General features: G+C 40.3%; 15 protein-coding genes. 7 read left to right on the forward strand and 8 right to left on the reverse strand.

Annotated features, from left to right (window positions below; translation table 11 throughout):
• Positions 1-218: 218 nt before the first annotated feature.
• The 3 genes from BO222_RS03140 to BO222_RS03150 form a co-directional block, all read right to left on the reverse strand.
• Positions 219-722: a hypothetical protein gene (locus tag BO222_RS03140; RefSeq protein WP_075818243.1), complete on the reverse strand. Its 504-nt coding sequence runs from the start codon at positions 720-722 to the stop codon at positions 219-221.
• A 36-nt stretch (positions 723-758) separates the two neighbouring features.
• Entirely contained in the window at positions 759-1,265 is a 507-nt protein-coding gene (locus BO222_RS03145) for a hypothetical protein (protein ID WP_143356917.1), read from the reverse strand.
• A 598-nt stretch (positions 1,266-1,863) separates the two neighbouring features.
• Positions 1,864-3,471 (reverse strand): LTA synthase family protein, encoded by a 1,608-nt coding sequence (locus BO222_RS03150; protein WP_075818246.1) that lies wholly within the window; start codon positions 3,469-3,471, stop codon positions 1,864-1,866.
• A 1,002-nt stretch (positions 3,472-4,473) separates the two neighbouring features.
• On the opposite strand from BO222_RS03150, the gene BO222_RS03160 reads away from it, so the two are divergent.
• Together BO222_RS03160 and BO222_RS03165 are read left to right on the forward strand one after the other, a co-directional pair.
• Positions 4,474-7,668 (forward strand): heavy metal translocating P-type ATPase, encoded by a 3,195-nt coding sequence (locus BO222_RS03160; RefSeq protein ID WP_075818250.1) that lies wholly within the window; start codon positions 4,474-4,476, stop codon positions 7,666-7,668.
• A 194-nt stretch (positions 7,669-7,862) separates the two neighbouring features.
• Positions 7,863-8,069, forward strand: a complete 207-nt coding sequence (locus tag BO222_RS03165; protein WP_075818252.1) for a heavy-metal-associated domain-containing protein — start codon at positions 7,863-7,865, stop codon at positions 8,067-8,069.
• A gap of 147 nt (positions 8,070-8,216) precedes the next feature.
• On the opposite strand, the gene nrdG is transcribed toward BO222_RS03165, so the two are convergent.
• Complete coding sequence (gene nrdG / locus BO222_RS03170) at positions 8,217-8,744, reverse strand: anaerobic ribonucleoside-triphosphate reductase activating protein (RefSeq protein WP_075818254.1); 528 nt, start codon at positions 8,742-8,744, stop codon at positions 8,217-8,219.
• Between the two features lie 295 nt (positions 8,745-9,039).
• Between nrdG and BO222_RS03175 the strand changes: the two genes are divergently transcribed.
• Both BO222_RS03175 and BO222_RS03180 read left to right on the forward strand, forming a co-directional pair.
• Positions 9,040-9,798, forward strand: coding sequence for an AIM24 family protein (locus tag BO222_RS03175; protein WP_075818256.1), 759 nt, complete (start codon positions 9,040-9,042; stop codon positions 9,796-9,798).
• 211 nt (positions 9,799-10,009) lie between these two features.
• On the forward strand, positions 10,010-10,390 hold the full coding sequence (locus tag BO222_RS03180; RefSeq protein ID WP_075818259.1) for a BlaI/MecI/CopY family transcriptional regulator: 381 nt from the start codon (positions 10,010-10,012) through the stop codon (positions 10,388-10,390).
• Positions 10,391-10,839: 449 nt separating this feature from the next.
• Here the strand turns inward: BO222_RS03180 and BO222_RS03185 are convergent, their stop codons facing one another.
• Positions 10,840-11,160, reverse strand: a complete 321-nt coding sequence (locus BO222_RS03185) for a cupin domain-containing protein (protein WP_075818261.1) — start codon at positions 11,158-11,160, stop codon at positions 10,840-10,842.
• 348 nt (positions 11,161-11,508) lie between these two features.
• Here BO222_RS03185 and BO222_RS03190 point away from each other — a divergent pair, with 348 nt between their 5' ends.
• Both BO222_RS03190 and BO222_RS03195 read left to right on the forward strand, forming a co-directional pair.
• Positions 11,509-12,774 (forward strand): exonuclease SbcCD subunit D, encoded by a 1,266-nt coding sequence (locus BO222_RS03190; RefSeq protein WP_075818263.1) that lies wholly within the window; start codon positions 11,509-11,511, stop codon positions 12,772-12,774.
• Complete coding sequence (locus BO222_RS03195; protein ID WP_075818265.1) at positions 12,774-16,028, forward strand: AAA family ATPase; 3,255 nt, start codon at positions 12,774-12,776, stop codon at positions 16,026-16,028. Before BO222_RS03190 ends, BO222_RS03195 begins: the two co-directional genes overlap by 1 nt.
• Positions 16,029-16,455: 427 nt before the next feature.
• Here BO222_RS03195 and BO222_RS03200 read toward each other — a convergent pair whose 3' ends face one another.
• From BO222_RS03200 to BO222_RS03210, 3 genes are all read right to left on the reverse strand, one after another.
• On the reverse strand, positions 16,456-16,644 hold the full coding sequence (locus BO222_RS03200; protein ID WP_075818267.1) for a hypothetical protein: 189 nt from the start codon (positions 16,642-16,644) through the stop codon (positions 16,456-16,458).
• Between the two features lie 498 nt (positions 16,645-17,142).
• Positions 17,143-17,403 (reverse strand): FRAT-87 protein, encoded by a 261-nt coding sequence (locus BO222_RS03205; protein WP_075818269.1) that lies wholly within the window; start codon positions 17,401-17,403, stop codon positions 17,143-17,145.
• Positions 17,404-17,626: 223 nt separating this feature from the next.
• Entirely contained in the window at positions 17,627-17,887 is a 261-nt protein-coding gene (locus tag BO222_RS03210; RefSeq protein WP_075818271.1) for an FRAT-87 protein, read from the reverse strand.
• Positions 17,888-18,264: 377 nt separating this feature from the next.
• Here BO222_RS03210 and tpx point away from each other — a divergent pair, with 377 nt between their 5' ends.
• A complete protein-coding gene (gene tpx / locus BO222_RS03215) occupies positions 18,265-18,753 on the forward strand; it encodes a thiol peroxidase (RefSeq protein ID WP_143356918.1) in 489 nt (162 codons plus the stop codon).
• Positions 18,754-19,037: the final 284 nt, after the last annotated feature.

A 19,037-nucleotide genomic window follows, 5' to 3' on the forward strand; every position in this document is an offset into this window, starting at 1 on the left:
GGGAAGAGAGAATGGAGCAGTGGCAAACGGCCCTGAATCGAGTTATAGTGTGTTTGGTAATTTTGTTTATTGAGCATGAACATATTTTACCAAAAAAGGCACCTCATCCATTACGGATCAGGTGCCTCTTTTTATTTTTGGACTGTCAGAAATTTAACAGCCCCTTTTTTGTTCTGTTCTGATAATAAATGGCTAAATTCGTTTATCACGTTTTGATTTTACAGGAGGAAGAATTGCTGTTGCCCCCTACATAAAGCAGAGACAATAATCAGAAGCAGAACGATTTGGAAGTAAATGTTTTTCGTTCTGGGGTGTTCATGCGCGCTCAGATTATAAAGAATTCGGGTTTTTAAGTCTGTATTTGGTTCCCCAAAAGCCAGAACTTCAAAGGACTTGGCTTCATCAGCAACAGCCGGATCCACAGCAATCTCCTGGGATGTGATTGGAGGATAAAGCATGTTTTTGTTACCAATATAGGCATCCTGAAATCCGAGATCTGTCATCCTGGAATTAAAGCTTGGATGGGCTACCTCAAGCAAAGCCTCACAGTAGCCAATCATGTCGTTTTTGGAAAAAAGGTCCATCAGAAGCCCATCGTTTCTTAACTCCACCATCGATGAGACATTGGCACTCAGGGATCGAAGATTGGGCATCCACCAGTAGATTCGGATCAATACTTCCGAAAGAAGACGGACAGAAGCATCACAGGCGTAAATATGCATGGTTTCATGGCAAAGGATATAATACAGAGTCTGCTTTCAATAAGGCTTATCTGGCAGCATGATGTTCGAAGAAAAACCATAGACAAAGGGAGTTTCAATATCCTTGGAAAGGCAGACGACATAGTCCGGCCCAATGTATTCAGGAATCAAATTCCTGACGGTGGTTTTTATGGACCTGGCCATCAGACCTTTAGCCACTTCCATCTGCTGATTGCGGCGGCAATAAAACTGCAGCAAAGAATATACAGCTCCAAACAGCCAGATGTAAGAAAGAATTCCAGAAAAAGTCAGCGGAGTTCCAAACAATGGAAGAACCAGTAAATCGTTGAGCCAGTCGATATAGGGCAGCAAAGGACTTGGCAGACCAAAAATAAAATTAGCGGGCAAAAAAAGTCTCAGGGTAATCATCCAGAACAGAAAAGTCAGAAATGTATGACGGAAATGACCGTATACATCTTTGCCCCGGACAATTCGACCGAGAAACCAGTTGAGCAGGCTGACACACAGCCAGGTATTAACGAAGGAGGATACATCAAATGTCATAACAGTCACCTTCTTCAGAAAGAATGATTCCATGTAAGCGGAAACTCTGAATCCATTGTACCGATTCCAAAAAGAAATCACAGATAAATTAATTGCTTTTTGTCAATATTTAGAGGTGAATTTTTAGCCGTTAGTGTTTAATTATCACCTATTCTATCGATTCTCTGAAAGGTATCGAACCTGATTTGAAAAGAGCTTAAACCCACAGAAAAAAGTAAATTTCAGAAAATTATATCGCTTCGGAAAGAACTTACATTAATTTTCAGAAAAAGTAGATAAAATGATGTAAAGACAATCGATAAGTTTTCATACTCAGGTATCGGTTATAATTCTTATAAAAGTTATAGATAACGGATATCTATAAAAACAGGAAATCATAAGAAATTAAATTATACTTAAATTGAAAATCCTAAATTAATAGCTAATATTAAAACAACCAGATAAAACATTTCGAAGACCCAGATCAGAGGAAAATAATAAATGGATGCCCAATCGCAGAATATCTGTAATTGAGCATCCATTTTGTTCATTTAAAATCAATTTGTTTAACGTTATATCAATATATATTTAGACGTTCATGTTCGATAGATTAAAACGCTTATTTGCGGCCTTTTGGCTGTCCATTATCTCCCTGCTCAGAAGATTCCATTCCAAGAATTTCATGAATATAGTAATCCGAAGCGGCTGGAATCTGTTCATTTAAAGAAGAAAGACCTAAAGATTCATACAGTGTAAATTCATTGGAATACAGGTTTGTTCCTAAACCAAGGCGATTGCCCTGAATGGTTGCTCCTAAAGCGGCTACGGTTGTTGGAAACATATCGAGAGTAGAATACTTTTTGACTCGCCCATGATATTCAGGACCGTTAATGATCGTAAAGTAAACCTGGCGTCCATATCCCTGCATCTGCGCAGTCAGATCTGCAGACATGTTGGCATGATCCCCAACCAGAACGGTCACTGTATCCTTTCCAAATGGCTGCTGATAAATCCAGTCGACAAAATCGCTTACCTGTTTATCAGAGCAGCTGATGACTGCCTTGATCTGCTCGCCATTAAACTTTGGATCACTGTTTGGATCCGGGCATTCTTCGCAAAGATAACCATGTGGGAAATGTGTATCCACTGTCAGCATGGAGACGTTAAAAGGTTCATTTTTTGCAGCTTCCTGAGTAATGATCTTCTTTGCGTAATCAAAGAGATATTTATCTTCCATTCCCCAGAAGACGTTGTAATCCTTAGTAGGTGTGATTCCATCTTCCCGGGCTGTTTCTATATCATAAAATGCGTAGTCGCCATGCTGCTCAAAGAAGTTCTGACGCCCGGCGTATGTGCCTAGTGATCCGCAGATAAAGGAGTTGTTATAGCCGTTATCCTGAAGAATGTTTCCCAGGGATTTCAGGTTCTTTAAAAATGGTGTTTCACTGTCATCCCAGTAGCCGTTACCGCCTTCATGCGGATCGACATAAACCAGAGGGGAACCGGTAGTCTGAGTTACCAGAGCCGCAGCAGTCCAGGTGGAAGAAACAGTAGTCACAGCTCCGGAAAGTTGTTTTCCGTCCCCGAAATCTTCACCTTTTTCCAGGGAAAGCTTAGTTAATTCAGGAATCAGGTTTCCTTCATAAAATCCACCATGTTCAGGATCTGAGTAGGAACGTTCCATGGATTCCATAAAGATATAGACCAGATTCTTCTTTTTTACAGGAAAAGTAATGTTTACATCGTAAGGATTGACGTAGTTTGCTTCATAAAAGTTGGAATCTGAATTCTGAAGCTCCATGTATCTAAAATATCCAAGACGATTGAGCTCACGAAGACTCGTAATCCCGAGAACAGAAGCAAAGCCAATCGTACAGGCAAGCGATCCAATCAGCCAGGCTTTGTGGGCTTTCTTCTGATTCAGTGAGAGTTTTCGGTATTCACGTTTTAAACGGAAGACTTCAATTCCGTTTTTAAGGCATAAGATAAAGGCAAACAGCGCAAGGATACCCATGATTGCCAGGGCTGGACCGTAATGGTTGAAAAAGCCAATTGCGGCATCTTTCCAGACATCTTCTCCGCCTTCCATCCCCATCTGTAAGTTAAAGATGATCTGATAGAATGAGTCGATCTGTAAATCAACCCGTAAATGATATGAAGTATAACGGACAAGGCAGACCAGAAAAAACAGGATATAAGTAAGGAGAACTAACAGAGCAGCGCTCATTGTTTTCTCACTCCTTTCAATATTCAGGAATTTTGTTTAGAAATTTTGATCAATCAATTTGTCAGCAAGTTTTACAATTGGAAAAAGACTTAAAACGCTGATTGAAAAGTCAGATCAAAGATTTCAAGGCGGTAAAATTCGGCCATAGAAAATATAGGGATAAAAATTAAAACAAATAAAAAAAGTGAATCCAAAGCTTCATCAAAGAAAAAGCGGATAAAACAAAAAACAAACAAAAAGTACAGAGCCAATGCGAAATGGATCGTTTAATCTGCAGGATCGAAAGTAAATAAAATATAAATGAATAAAATATATGGCAAAGCAGTCTGCAGTAAAGTACTCTAAAACGCTAATTAAGCAGAGTGCTTCTGTAAAGAAATAATGAACAGCCATATCTTGATCTTGCAGGGGATCCGCTTTTGTTTGTCCTTTTAAAAGAATAAGAGCAGCCGAAACCATTTTTTTAAGACTGGATGTATGATGAAAGCCTGAATGCATAAAAAAGAATTCAGACAAGAAAAAACCGGAATTGTTCCGGTTATGGCTGCAAAGATTTTCATGAAGTTTGAAGAGATTTATCCTGTTATTCGATAAACAAGGAGAAGTCAATTAAAAAGTTTCAGACGGTGAAAATCAGCTGAAATTATAACGTTTTTTGAGACTTTCGGGAAAAATATGAATAAATAATTTGTGTAAAAATGTATATTTCTCACTTTTATCGGTTTTTTCTCAATTTGAAAAATCTTTCATATTCAATAAACGGTAGATTCTTGATTGAAAAGGCGTTAACCAATTTAATAACATAAGTTGAGTCTACAATGAATACAGGAGATAGAAAGTGCTCTTTTTCTTTCTGTCTTTTCTGATTGATTTGAGTTTGTTCAAATAATTTCAGTGCAGAAATGCAGTTTCAGAAATCGTCAGCTCCATTTGGAATTCTGGATCGAACAAATGTTCACTGGTCCTGAGTGCTTTTGGATTTTTCATAAGTGAGGTGATTGAGTGCAGATCGAAAAATTTGATGTCATAGGAATGACATGCGCTGCCTGTGAAGCGAATGTGACTAAAGCAGTCAATAAGCTTGATGGGGTTAAGAGTGCAGAAGTAAGCCTTTTATCCAATTCGATGAAGGTTGAATATGATCCATCCAAAGTGGATCCGCAGAAAATCGAGAATGCCGTAAGCAATATCGGCTATTCTGCCGTTCTTCAGAATCAGAAATTAAATGAAGAAGATAATGATCTGGCGGCGAAATGGGAAAAGAAGCAGGAAAAAGTTCGTCAGGAGATGAAAGAGAAGAAAAAAATCCTGGTGATTTCCTTGATTCTGCTGGCCGTATTGATGTGCTTTTCCATGCTTCCAATGTTTGGAATCTTTACCTTTTTTATGGATATGGAATGGATGATGGTCTCTTCCATCATGCAGCTCGTTCTTTCGATGATTATTCTGTTCTATCAGCGATCCTTCTTTACGCATGGTTTTAAGGCTCTTATTAAAAAAGCGCCGAATATGGATACGCTTGTAGCGATCGGAAGTTCAGTGTCCTTCTTATATGGTTTATATGGAATTTTAAGAATGGCCTATGGATATGGAGTGATGGATCATCACATCATTCACAGCGCCATGGATGCACTGTATTTTGAAAGTGCTGCAATGATTGTCACTCTGGTATCTCTTGGAAAATACCTTGAAGCCAGAAGCAAGGCGAAAACTTCAGATGCCTTAGGAAAACTGGCTGATCTTTCTCCCAAATCCGCTGTGATTGAAAAAGATGGAGTTGAAATCCAGGTGGAAGCCTCCCAGGTTACAACTGGAGATCTTGTCGTTGTTCGTCCGGGTCAGAAAATTCCGGTGGATGGAATTGTTGAGACAGGAACAGGCTATGTGGATCAGGCCGCAATTACCGGTGAATCGGTCCCTGTTGAAAGAGTGCAGGGTGATCCGGTCATGGCCGCAACAATCAATATTAATGGAACCTTCAAATTTACAGCCACGAAAGTCGGTGATGATACAACACTGGCTCAGGTGATCCGACTGGTAAATGAGGCAGGAAATTCAAAAGCGCCTATTGCTCGATTAGCGGATAAAGTGGCCGGTATCTTTGTTCCAGCGGTGCTCGTGATTGCCTTAGTGACATTCATTGGCTGGATGATTGCCAGCATGCCATTTGAGTTTGCGCTGTCCAATGCCGTCAGCGTGCTTGTCATCAGCTGTCCTTGCGCTCTAGGTTTAGCGACTCCGCTTGCCATTATGGTTTCAACCGGTAAAGCGGCTGAATATGGGGTATTAATTAAATCCGCTTCTGCTTTGGAAACGCTCCATAATGTGAAAGCTATTGTTTTAGATAAGACCGGAACAATTACTTCCGGAAAACCGGAAGTCGTCGATGTACGTATTTTTGATTCAGCTTTAAATCCGGATCAGTTTATTGAAGCCAGTGCGCGAGCTGAGATGGGCTCTGAACACCCATTAGGAAAAGCCGTTGTTCAATACGCTTTGGCAAAAAATCTTTCACTTAGCGCTCCTGAATCCTTTGAGGCGATCAGCGGTCGTGGTCTGCTTGCCAAAGTGGACTCATGGAACATACTTGCCGGAAACAAAGCCTTTATGGATGAAAACTACATTCAGATCAGTCCGGAAGAAATCGATGCGTTAAACGAATGTGCCTCAAAAGGGCAGACGCCACTGCTGTTTGCCTTTAACAATCAGCTGGCTGGTCTGATTGCAATTGCTGATACGGTTCGTCCAGACTCAGCTTCGGCTTTAAAAGAACTCAAGAAGATGGGCATTCGAACCATCATGCTGACAGGTGATAATGCAGCAACGGCCAATGCCATTGCCAGAAATCTCGATATTGATGAAGTGATTTCCGATGTACTGCCGGCGGACAAGGAATCAGTCATCCGCAAGCTGCAGGATCAAAAAGAAGTCTGCGCCATGGTTGGGGATGGTATTAATGATGCACCCGCCTTAACCAGAGCGGATGTCGGAATTGCCATCGGTGCCGGAACAGATATTGCGATCGAATCGGCAGACATCGTTTTAATGAAGGATTCTTTGCTGGATGTTGTCAGCGCAGTTCAGCTTTCAAGAGCCACGATTCGAAACATCAAAGAAAATCTGTTCTGGGCCTTCTTCTACAACGTATTGGGGATTCCAGTTGCTATGGGGCTGTTCTATCCAGCCTTTGGCTGGCTGCTTAACCCAATGATTGGGGCAGCAGCGATGTCGCTTAGTTCGGTTACGGTCTGCCTGAATGCACTTCGCCTTCGTCTGTTTAAACCGACAGTGGCTTCTGTTCGGGTTAACGGGCAGGAAGTTAAGCCAGAAGTGCCAGTAGTGACCATTTCAGAGATTCACAGTGAAGAAGAAAAGATTCAGGAAATCCCCGAATTGTTAAATGAGCAGGCAAAAGACGATGAGCGCAATTCGGCTTTAATTCAGATTTCCAACATGACCTGCAATCATTGTGCTGGCCGCATAAAGCAGACTCTCGAAGAGTTCCCATTTGTTAAGACGGCCGAAGTTTCTTTAAAGAATAATGAAGCCTTTGTATTGATGAATCCAGCTGAAAATGAGAATCAGAAAAAGGAACGATTAGTCAGTCTTCTTGCAGCTCTTGATGAAGCGGGCTATCCAGGCAAAGTTCTGGATAAAAATACAGATTCGCTGACAAAGACTTATACTTTTGATGTAGCGGGAATGAGCTGTGCGCATTGCGTTAACCGGGTAGAACAGGCTTTGAAATCGCTGCCAGGTATAAAAAACGTCGATGTTGATTTAAATAAGAATCAGGCGCGAGTCACACTGGAAAAGAAGGATTCTTCTAATGATCAAGAAATGATCAGTCAGTGCATTCAGGCGATTAAGGAAGCGGGCTACGAAGCGGTATTAAAAGAAGATGATGAGGATAAAACAGCTGTTTTAAAACCTCAGGACGATCAGACCATCCTGTTGAATGTGGATGGAATGAGCTGCGCTCATTGTACTGCCTCGGTCACAAAAGCTTTAGAAAGCGTGCCAGGTGTAGTCAGCGTTCAGGTTTCGCTCGAAAAGAAACAAGCAGTCGTAATCGTCAGGGCAAACAACAGTCAGGCTGCCGATGTCAACACGTTGATTGAAGCCGTAAAAGAGGCGGGTTATGGCGCTTCTGAAATCAAAAGCAGAAAGCTGTCCCTGCAGATGGCAAAGAAATAAACTATGGATGAATATTATTTGGAGATTTGCTGATTTAGAGATCTGAAGACTTAGAAATTCAGAGGTCGAATAAGCCAAAAACGAAAATGCTCTGAAATAAAAATCGGATCATAAACAGGATTATGATAGGAAATGGATTAACCCACTGATTGCAGAAATCAGAGGAAAATGAACAGTGAAGGGAGAACAATTTCATGGAAAAAACAATAAAAATTGAAGGAATGGGCTGCATGAACTGTGTTAAGCATGTCAGTGCAGCTCTTGAAAAAGTCGAAGGTGTAAACAAAGTGAACGTAAGCCTTGATGATGGAATGGCAAAAGTTGAAGGAAATGATCTGAATGATCAGGCTTTAGCCAATGCGGTTAAGGAAGCTGGATACACTCCAGTCAGCGTCAGGTAAAATCAGAACGGGTTCAAAACACAATAGACTTCAGTTACAGATAATAAAAATGAGGAGTTCAGAATATTTGGATCTGAACTCCTTTAATTTTCGTTTTAATGTTTAGTGGTTTGATTGACGTGGACTCCTGCTGTATCGCAAGGAATTCTAAAAGGCAGGAACGTATTCAATGACTTGGCAAGCTTTTAAGGAAGCTGGAACATCGATGAGTCTCTGATTGGAAGATCCACGAAACTGTAAAGTAATATCTTTGAGCTCTTCCACAAAAGGACCATCAATTAATACGTCGATCATAGAGAGGATTTCATCCGTCTGTTCGGTATGTTTTTTGCCTCCATCAAGCAGGTCCTGATCAAGAACATACCCTGTAAACATCCAGATATCCTTGTTTGGAAGCTGTTCTCTGATCTTTTTTAATAAAGGCAGAAGCTCTTTTTGATTTTCTGGTTCGAAGGGCTCGCCACCTAAAACAGTCAGCCCCTGAATATAGGAAGGACGTAAAGCCTGAAAAATCTCAGACTCCGTTTCTTTTGTAAATGGACGGCCATAAGCGAAGTCCCAGGTTTCTGGCTGAAAGCAGCCAGGACAGTGATTTCGGCATCCGGAAACGAATAGGGAAACCCTCACCCCGCTTCCATTGGCAATATCACATTTTTTTATTTCACCATAAAACATTCGATTACCCCTTTCTTCGCATGTTCAATTATAGGATGAAAGAACATAAAAAGGAAAAATCAAAGATATTGGATTTTTGATGTAAGTAGGTAAGGCTGACGCCGGACGATAAAATAGAATCGCGGCGAAAAAATCAGCAGGTAAATTATAGTGCTTTTCCTAACTATTAATGAGAATAATGCAGATAATTTCAAAATATGGTTTTATATTTAGTTTTATTGTGTCATTTTATATTTGAAATATGACAGCCCTAAATATAATGTTTTCCTGTGGTTTAGCCGGTTAAGGAGGATACATGTTTAATATTTTCAATCTGAAAAACAACCCAAACGTCAACGTTTTGAGTGAAGAAGGGCCATTTACAGTAATCGAGCATAAGAAGGATCAGAGTGTAACTGCTCATGAAGCAATGCAGGCGTATTTTGCTTCGCAGATGAATATCCGCAAGCGTCAGCTTTTATGCAATCTGGCCGTAGCTTCGGTAACGATTCAGCCAGGTGATATGCAATGGATGATTGGAGACTGCCAGACCACGACAGGCATCAAGGGAATTGGCGATCTGTTTGGAAAAGCAGTCCGCGGAAAAATGACTGGTGAGTCGGCAATCAAACCGGAATATACCGGAACCGGGCTGCTGGTGTGTGAACCGACTGAAAAGTTCATCCTGTTGACCAACCCAAGAGAATGGGGCGGCGAAATTGTGCTTGATGATGGTTTATTTCTGGCATGCGATTCCAGAGTTCGTCACCGCACTGTCAGCCGGACGAATTTATCCAGTGCCCTGGCGGGTAATGAAGGTTTATTCAACCTGTGCCTGGAAGGAGATGGAATGATTGCTTTAGAAAGCAATGTTCCAGCCGATGAGATTGTTGAAGTGCAGTTAACCAATGACACATTAAAAGTCGATGGAAACTTTGCAATCGCCTGGAGCAATACCCTCAATTTCACAGTTGAAAAAAGCGGCAAATCCCTGCTTGGATCGGCAGTTTCAGAAGAAGGATTGGTTAACGTATACCGGGGAACTGGTAAGGTTTGGCTTTCCCCTGTTAAGTAGTATTTGCTTTTAATGTATCTGTAATTTTATAAAATGGGAAATAAACATGATACGGCATTACCTTTGACTGAACGAAAATTTGAATTTATATTGAAATCACACGAAAACTATTGTTCTCAAGAATTAAGAGGGATAAAATGTCATTGATGGTTCGTGATGATCCAATTATGCTTTTTGAAATGTTGGATCGGAAAAATTAAGGAGATAAGGTATGGAAACAGAAAGGCTGACCAAGCGCGAAACTCAGATTATGAATGTTTTATGGAGCAGCGATGAGCCACTCTCTGCACATGATATTCTTGTGCTGGCACCTGAACTTAGTCGAAATACAATCCAGATTGTTCTTAAAAAACTTCAAACCATTGGATTTATCGAAGTTGCGGGATTTGGCTATAACAAAAACGCACTAACAAGAACTTTCAGACCAATTATTTCGCAGAGTCAGTATATTCAGAGTTCACTCACAGAAGGCACTTCTTATGCGCTGGCAATGAACTTTATTAAACAGACAGACAATCCTGAACTGCTTGATCAACTCGCTGAGCTGATTAAAGAAAAGAAGCAGGAACTGAATACTCCGGAAGCTGAATAAGAACGGATTAATTTGTCGTCGTCTGATTTTAAAAGTTCCTGATGTATAGGAATAAAACAGTCTGAAATTTGATCTGTTCTTGATACGGGAGACGAAATATAGATTCTGATTGAAAAATCATATAGTAATCAACCCCCCCCCGCACTGTATATAGAATAGAGATCGTTGAAATGCGATAATTACAGATACACAATGAATCGCTGATTTAAATGCTGATAAATACAGACTGGAAAAGCTGGCTTAAGATGCCGGCTTTTTTTTATAAATGCTTTGAGTCATCAAGCAGCAGTTAAAATAAGCGTGACAAGCGAAGACAAAAACGTTGGAAGGCAAGAGAAAAAGGCAAAAGCAGCCGCTTTTGCCTTAAAAGATTGATGAATCGTTTGTTTTGATTCAGCTTTTGTCAATCTCCGGTTTTGCTTCACTCTTTGTCTTCTTTTCGGAGATTCTTAAGCTAAAAGAAGCAGGGAGAATTTTAATTTTTTGTCGCTCTTTACAGAATGCATAGCACCCTTTTCAAACTTAACGCTGTCATGCTCATGAATATGAATGGTGTTTCCTTCATAAGTCAGATCGCCTTCACCTTCAAGAACAGTGATCAGAGCATCGGCTGGAGCCGCATGAGTTGGCAGTTCTCCATGGTCGATGGCAATTAAAAGCAACTTTGTATTGTCTGCAGTAATAAAAGGCTGTTTAATGGCTTTGCCTTTTTCATATTTTACCTGATCTTTTAAAACGATGGCCTTTCCGGCATTTAATTCACTGTACATCGTCTTCACCTCCAACAATTGCAAAATAAAGATTTTAAAGTAATCATCTGTGTTTGAATATTTCTGTATAAAGATGGCCTGAACAGTTTTTCTTTTTGACACATACTGATCGGATAGATAATCTTTAAAACCTTCTTCTTACAAGTTCAATTATAGACGCTTCAAGGATTGGGAATCGAAAGCTTTGCCTGAATCAAAAAACTGTCCATATAAAGAATTGGATCAAGAATTAACAAAGAATCCCGAAATCGAAAAGGTTGGCGAATAATTCAGGTAAGATAAGATCATTCAATGTTGTAAACAGGAACTCATGATAAATATGGAAAAGAAAGGCAGGGTAATATTTGAATGAAGATTTTTCATCTGTCAGATCTGCATATTGGAGCCAGACTGTTTCAAAGAGATCTGAGTTCAGATCATGATTATATCTTTGATCAGGTACTCGAAGAAATTAAGAAACATCAGCCGGATGCTCTAGTGATCGCAGGGGATATTTTTGATAAAGCCATTCCAAGTGCTGAAGCGGTTGCGACATTTAATCGATTTGTCAGCCGTCTTAAAAAAGAAGTACCGGATCTGCATGTCATGATGATCAGCGGCAATCACGATAATAATGAGCGAATTGATCTTTTCAGAGACGTTTTGTGTTATGAAAAGATTCATATGATCGGTAAAGCACCAAATAAACCAGACCAGAGGATAGAAAAAGTTGTTTTACAAGATGAATTTGGGGAGGTGAATTTCTATCTGCTTCCATTTGTTCGTCCCTCAATGGTTCGCCCGTTAGCTCTGTCAGAATATGCAATTGCCGCCAATGATAAAACGGAAAATGAAACGAAATCGAAAATCAGAAAGCAAAATGCTGAATCGGATCAGCCTGAATTGATTCCTGAAAAATATTGCGTTTCTTCCTATCAGCAGGCTTTGCAATATTTGCTGAATCGGGAAGAAATTGATTTATCCAAACGAAATGTAATTGTCTCACACCAGTTCTATCTGCCAGCCAGCAGCAAGGCGGATCAGCTGGATCGCTGCGACAGTGAAATTAAAACAATAGGAAACATTGACCGGATTGATGCAGAACTCCTTGATGGTTTTGATTATGTTGCGCTTGGCCATATTCATAAACCGATGAAATGCAAAGGCGAAAATATTCGTTACTGTGGCTCGCCCATTCCGCTTTCCGTTTCCGAATCCAGACAGAAAAAGCAGATTCTAATGATCGATCTGCATGAAAAGGGGAATCAGTCGGTTACATCGATTGAGTTAAAACCCAAAAGACAGGTCGTCAAACTGAGTGATCTGGCTGAAAATCTGCTCAGCAAGTATTCAGAATACGAAAATGATTATGTCAGCGTTGAAATCACGGATCCGGTGGATCTGAACATGAGCGATGTCAATGATCGGCTACGTATGAAGTATCCGTATCTGCTCGATATTGTCCGTAAAACCGATTATCGAAGAGAAAACCATGAAGAGACTTCTGAAAAGACAAAGCAGTTATCTCCCATGGAACTATGTCTTGATTTTGCGGGTATCCGCAGCATCGCTTTTGATGCCGAAGAACTCAACTTGCTGCAGCAGGCGATTAATGAAGCCTGGATGGAGGAATAATGAAACCAATCAAACTGGTCATGCAATCGTTTGGATCCTATGGCGGCAAAACCATCATCGACTTTACAAAGCCCAATCAGGAACTGTTCTTGATTACCGGCGATACAGGAGCCGGTAAATCGACCATCTTTGATGCGATTGTTTTTGCCTTATATGGTGAAGGAAGTTCAATATCCAATAAAAAAAGCGCGCAGGAATTCAAAAGCCGTTTTGGATCTGCGAGTCTTGAACCTTATATTGAACTTGAATTTATGGACGGGATGCCTGGACAACAGAAGACCTATATCATTAAAAGAAGTCCGGCATGGAATAAGCCAAGAGTCCGGAATAAGGAAAAAGGAGATATCCTGGTCAACCGCAAGGTTGATTTTTACGATCTGGATGGCACTTTTGCTGAAAGCGGTGTTTCGGCAGATGCCAAAATTGAAGAGATTATCGGATTAAATCGAGAACAGTTCATGCAGGTGGCCATGATCGCCCAGAATGAATTCATGCAGGTATTGCGGGCCAGCTCGCAGGATAAGAAAGCCATCTTTTCACGGCTGTTCAACACCGAAAAGTATGCGCGTATTACCGATGTTTTAAAGGATCAGCTCAGTGAAGCAAAATCCAATCTGAAACAGATCGAAACCAGCATTACATCGACTCTTGAAAACTGCTCATTTCCTGAAACACTGATCAATAATTTTGAAGCTTTGTCCATTCAGCAAAGTCTTAAGGAAGGCAGATCACAGTGTTCGATTGTAGAAATTGAGCAATTTCAAAAGGATCTTTCATCCATCATAAAAATCCTTGAAGATGAAGCCAGTCAGCTGAAGGCACAATGGATGAATGCTGAAAACCAGGATCGGGCGATTCAAAAACAGATCGCCCAGGCCAAACGGCTGCAGGAAGACTTTACCAATCTGAATAAGGCTGAAGCCTCTTTGGAAGAGTTGAAGAATCATGAAAAACAGATGCTCGACAATGAGAAGCTGATTACGAAAATCCCGCTCTCCTTTCGAGCCCGTGCTCGATATGATCAGGCCAATCAGATTTATAAAACTCTAAACGAGACAAAAGCGCGGTTTGAAAAGATGAAAGAAGAGCTTCCAGCCGCAAAAGAAAATCTGAAAAAAGCCTCTGAAACCTATCAGGAATGCAAAATGAGGACGGCTTCAATGACAGAAAAATGTTCCTTAGCCATCGCCAAAGCGCAGGATTGTCTGAACCTGTTCAGGGAAATCGCGCAGGCAAATCAGGATAAAGAACGTGTGATTCAGGCTTATCAGAATCTGAAAGTACAGCAGTCAACATTGAATCAAAAACTCGATGAATTCGAAAAGAAAACAGAAGCGGCAAAGAACATTACGGAAACGCAGACTGCTGAAAAGATTCGCCGGGCATTGCTCGATACAGTCTGTGAAGATTTAAACACTCTGAAAAAGAGGTTCAAAAAAGCTCAGGAGATTTCCAAAGAAGTTGAACACACACAGGAAGTCCTTCCAAAATCAAAAAGCCAATACCAGCAGGCGATACAGCAGTTTGAAAACCTCAATTTGCATTATATCGTAGAAAACAGAAAATTCCTGGATTGTCAGGCGGGAATTCTGGCTTTGTCATTAGCAGAGGACAAACCCTGTCCGGTATGTGGAAGTATTCATCATCCCAATCCTGCAAAACTCGATGAAGATCGTTCTATATTAAGTGAAAAAGATTTGACGAGTCTTCAGAAGAAAGTGGAAAGTGCTCAGAAAAAATCGATGGATTTATCATTGGAATGCCAGAATGGTTCTCAAAATCTGATGAATCTTCAATCAAAACTCCAGGATGAGCTCCTGGAAATTGATGCATTGCTCGATAAGACCTCGAGCCTGCTTTTGGGAGAAGCTGTCTGTTTAAAGCTTCATCAGTCCCGAAGAGATGAAAATCAGAAGATTTTGCTTGAAACGATCCTGCTTCAACTCGATGAAATCGAGCAGGAATGGACAACTGCAGATATCCATTCAAACAAACAGCTCAAACGAATTCAGAATGCTTCCACCTTTTTGGAGAAAGTCGGACACGAAATCGAGAAGATCAATCAGGATAAGGAAAAGATTGAGGCAGACCTATTAAATGCCCATGTGAAAATCGAAAGTCTGAAAACACAGATCGATGAAAAAAGGACGAGACTTTCTTTTCCGGATGAAAAAGAAGCCAATCAAATCATAAAAGACTCAAAGGTGGCACAAATCACCGCGAATCAAAAAGAAGAAGAGGCATCGAATGCTGTAATGAGTGCTCAGCGTCAGCTTTCTTCCTGTAATGAAAATCTGAAGATCCTGACTGCACAGATTCCTGAACTCGACAAACAGTTTCAAAAGGAAAAAACAGCTTACCAATCGTTTGTGGATGAACATCCAGAAATAAAAGACTGGCAAGAGATTATCAGTCAATATTCAGATGAACAAACTGCGGTAGCCGCATGCAGAAGTTATGTATCCAACTGGAAAAATCAACATGCAGCTGCAAGTGCGCTCTATACGACTGCTAAAAAGAACATTCAGGATCAGAAAATGCCGGATACTGAAAACCTGGAGCAAAAAGAAAAAGAGGTTCAGGAAGTTAAGGCGCAGATCGAACAGAAACAGCGAATCTGTCTGTCGGCTTTAGACATGGATAAAAAGGCAAAAGATGTACTGGACAAGAAAATAAAAGAAAGAGAAAAAGCTTCTCTTTTATCTTCAAGGCTCGATAACCTGTATACGGTATTATCCGGAAAGAAGTCCGGAGGAAAGATGGATCTTGAGACTTATGTCCTGCGGGCTTATCTAAGAGAAATCCTCAAAGCAGCCAACCGCCGTTTTGTAGAAATGAATGGGGGACAGTTTGAACTGCAGATGACAGATCTTGAGACTTCGGATACGGGTCGAAAAAACAGAGGTCTCGATTTAATGGTCTATTCCAATGTGACTGGAAAAACGCTTCCTGTAAATACACTTTCAGGAGGAGAGTCCTTTATGGCAGCGCTCAGTATGGCTTTGGGACTTGCTGATCAGATTCAGCAAAACTCAGCCAGTCTCTCTTTGGATATGATGTTTATTGATGAAGGATTTGGAACCCTCGATGATCAGACCCGCTCTCAGGCGATTCGAGTCTTGCAGGATCTGACCGAAAAGAAGAGAATGATTGGCATCATTTCCCACGTCAGCGAACTCAAACAGGAAATTGAGGATAAGCTGATTGTTAAGAAAACCGATCACGGCTCTGAAGCGAGCTGGCAGATCAGTTAGTCCTTGTTTTTGGTCAGTTAATTCCTTCAAAAAAGTACTAATAATCGTTGGATATTCAGTTTCGGGACTAGGATTGAATAAACAGAATCTCTGATATATAAAGGAGATTCTGCTTTTTTTATGCCTTTTTACATTAATTAATGTCAATGCAGTCTATATTAGTTTTATTTTGACTAATCCTCTGAAAGACTGATAGATAATTTTGTATGCTTCCTGTTTGTATCCTTTTTATATAAAGTATTTATGGTATCCAAAAGATGAACCGTATGGTGCAGCAGGGAATACAAAGGAAGAGGCCATCCGATTAATGAAATTGGATGGCCTCTCATTGTTACGTTGCTCATTGTTATATTGTAAGAGCTTCTGCTGTTGGCTGCTATGAAATGAATCCGATGGAAGTCCGGAATTTGCAGCTGCAGAAATAGAACTACTGTACGTTTTTAGCTTCTTCTATAATTCGTTTCATTGCGTTGATAAAAACGCTGCTTTGTGAAATATTCAGAGTTTTGCATGCAACAACAAATTCGTCGTTGAGAACTTTAGGGATTCGAATCGTTTTAGAAAGAATCCCCGCGTTTTTGCGGTATTTAGCGGTTGCTCTGGTCTGACTGTTCATTGCCGATGCTCTTAAGAAATTTCGAGTGAAGATAGACTGGTATTAATCCAGCAACGGAAGCTAAAAACACAATAAAGAAAAATTTTGTCATCCGATTAGTGTCATCCATCAGTGCGAGGCAAGGTTTTAGTTACCATTAATGAATCCTTACTAACATTTAACAGATGGATAGTTTATATCGACGCCATTTCCCTCCTTTTGCTTTGGTAACTCGAATATACAGGAAAATTCTGATTTGATTATACATTTTTAATAACATAACTGATAGAGAAGATCTTCCTGGTCGAATATGTTTGTTAATATTCAGGCGAACTGGATTTGTATGAACCGGATCGTTGAATTTTTCTAAAGAATAATCAATAACTTAATCAGGCAGGATATCTCTGAGCAGTTTGAATTGCAGCCGTTAGCAGACAAAAGAAGGAGCCGTTCGATTGAACGGCTCCGGATTTTCTGAGTTATTCAGAAATGTTCAGTTATCAGTTTAAAGGTTGAAACTTAAGCGATAGCGGCAAGAGCTTTTTCAGCGATAGCAACTTTAGCCAGTTCTTCAGCAGCTTTGTCAGCCTGTCCTTCAGCTTCGTGCTTTTTAGCCCAGCCCTTCAGAGTAGCGATTCTTTCGTCAAGACGGTCTTTAGCGTTCTGAGCATATTTACCAGTTTCGTCGAAATGAGCTACGAGGTCTTCGATGATTTCGTCACCGTAAGCAGTTCCGCCTACTGCAGTTTCAAGAGTCTTTTTGAATTCTTCTTTTGTCATGATTGTTTTCTCCCATGAAGTTCATGTTTTTGAACTTCTATCTTTCTTGTGTCTTAATAGTATCTTAATATTCCGATGAATTCATCGGAATTGCTCAGTTTTTTTTATCATTGAATTAAGACATTTCAATGAAGCTGAGCAGCAAAGAACGATGGTTCTTTACCTTAAACAGTTTGAAACAACTGATTTAAGCAAATGTTAAGGGTTGTTGAGCAGGTAAGGCTTATTCAACAGCTGCAAGAGCAAGTTTAGCAATTTCGAGATTTGCTTTTTCTTCAGCTACTTTAGCAGTTGCGCCTTCGGCTTCGTGCTTCTTGATCCAACCATTCAGAATACCAATGCGGTCGTCAAGACGATCTTTAGCATCCTGGGCGTATTTACCAGTTTCGTCGAAGTGACCAACGAGATCCTTGATGATTTCTTCGCCGTAAACGGTGCCGCCTACTGCTTTTTCAAGAGCTTTTCTGAATTCTTCTTTTGTCATATTGATTTCTCCTCTAGAAGTTGTTTTGGCAGCTTCTATCTTTCTTGTGATTTAATCGTACTCTAACGTTCCGCAGATGTATTCGGAATTGCCCATTTATTTTGTCTGATTAAGACAGCTTTTAACCTGAGAGGAAAAATAAGGTCCAAACCTTTAAACTTACAGGAAAGAAACCTGTAATTTTATAAAACCAATCTAAATAAGATTATAAGTGAATATTAATTTTTGGTCGGCGATTTATGGTTGATTTAGTCCGGAATACGGGAAACTGTGGAAGTCAAATCGACAACTTTTCAGAAAAGCCTTCACTAAAATAGAAAATAGAGGACAGGAAGAAGATTCTTTCAGACTGTCCGAAACGAAAGAAGGAAATTATCATGATTACATTTTTAGGAAACCCAGTCACTCTTGAAGGTGAAACTTTAAGCGTTGGGGATGTGATGCCTGATTTTACAGTTGTGAATACAGATCTTGAAGAAGTAAAACCAATGGAATCCAAAGGAAAGAAGATTATTCTTTCAGTTCCAAGCGTTGATACAGGTGTCTGCTCATTAGAGCTTGGCAAATTTTTAAACTTCATGAAAGATCAGGATGAAGTTGAAGTTGTCTCTGTATCTGAAGATCTCCCATTTGCGTTGGCTCGCTGGAACCAGGAACATGACAATGCAAAGATTTTAACCACCAGTGATTTCAAACTCGATGACTTCGCTAAAAAGACAGGTACTCGTATGGAAGAAAACGGCCTGCTTTGCCGTGCAGCTTTTGTAACGGACGAAGATGGCGTTTTGAAATACGTAGAATATGTTGATGAAGTCAGCCATGAACCAAATTATGATGAGGTCTTAAAGGCTGCTGGCTTAAAGTAAATTCTTAAATGGGATTTTAACTGAATAAAGTAAAAGGGGCTGTTAAATTTCTGACAGTCCAAAAATAAAAAGAGGCACCTGATCCGTAATGGATGAGGTGCCTTTTTTGGTAAAATATGTTCATGATCAATAAACAAAATTACCAAACACACTATAACTCGATTCAGGGCCGTTTGCCACTGCTCCATTCTCTCTTCCCTCATATTGAGATGGATTCTGTCTTCACTACTGTCAGTTCCTTTGTCGATGATTATCTCGACCTTGCCCTTTATCCTTCTTTTGCC

The organism is Ileibacterium valens (assembly GCF_001945525.1).
In the GTDB taxonomy this organism is placed as follows: Bacteria; Bacillota_I; Bacilli_A; order Erysipelotrichales; family Erysipelotrichaceae; genus Ileibacterium; species Ileibacterium valens.

Bases quoted from the DNA above. Each gene is read 5' to 3' on its own strand.
- BO222_RS03140 (WP_075818243.1), bottom strand. From the start codon at position 722: ATGCATATTTACGCCTGTGATGCTTCTGTCCGTCTTCTTTCGGAAGTA.
- BO222_RS03145 (WP_143356917.1), bottom strand. From the start codon at position 1,265: ATGACATTTGATGTATCCTCCTTCGTTAATACCTGGCTGTGTGTCAGC.
- BO222_RS03150 (WP_075818246.1), bottom strand. From the start codon at position 3,471: ATGAGCGCTGCTCTGTTAGTTCTCCTTACTTATATCCTGTTTTTTCTG.
- BO222_RS03165 (WP_075818252.1), top strand. From the start codon at position 7,863: ATGGAAAAAACAATAAAAATTGAAGGAATGGGCTGCATGAACTGTGTT.
- nrdG (WP_075818254.1), bottom strand. From the start codon at position 8,744: ATGTTTTATGGTGAAATAAAAAAATGTGATATTGCCAATGGAAGCGGG.
- BO222_RS03175 (WP_075818256.1), top strand. From the start codon at position 9,040: ATGTTTAATATTTTCAATCTGAAAAACAACCCAAACGTCAACGTTTTG.
- BO222_RS03180 (WP_075818259.1), top strand. From the start codon at position 10,010: ATGGAAACAGAAAGGCTGACCAAGCGCGAAACTCAGATTATGAATGTT.
- BO222_RS03185 (WP_075818261.1), bottom strand. From the start codon at position 11,160: ATGTACAGTGAATTAAATGCCGGAAAGGCCATCGTTTTAAAAGATCAG.
- BO222_RS03190 (WP_075818263.1), top strand. From the start codon at position 11,509: ATGAAGATTTTTCATCTGTCAGATCTGCATATTGGAGCCAGACTGTTT.
- BO222_RS03195 (WP_075818265.1), top strand. From the start codon at position 12,774: ATGAAACCAATCAAACTGGTCATGCAATCGTTTGGATCCTATGGCGGC.
- BO222_RS03200 (WP_075818267.1), bottom strand. From the start codon at position 16,644: ATGAACAGTCAGACCAGAGCAACCGCTAAATACCGCAAAAACGCGGGG.
- BO222_RS03205 (WP_075818269.1), bottom strand. From the start codon at position 17,403: ATGACAAAAGAAGAATTCAAAAAGACTCTTGAAACTGCAGTAGGCGGA.
- BO222_RS03210 (WP_075818271.1), bottom strand. From the start codon at position 17,887: ATGACAAAAGAAGAATTCAGAAAAGCTCTTGAAAAAGCAGTAGGCGGC.
- tpx (WP_143356918.1), top strand. From the start codon at position 18,265: ATGATTACATTTTTAGGAAACCCAGTCACTCTTGAAGGTGAAACTTTA.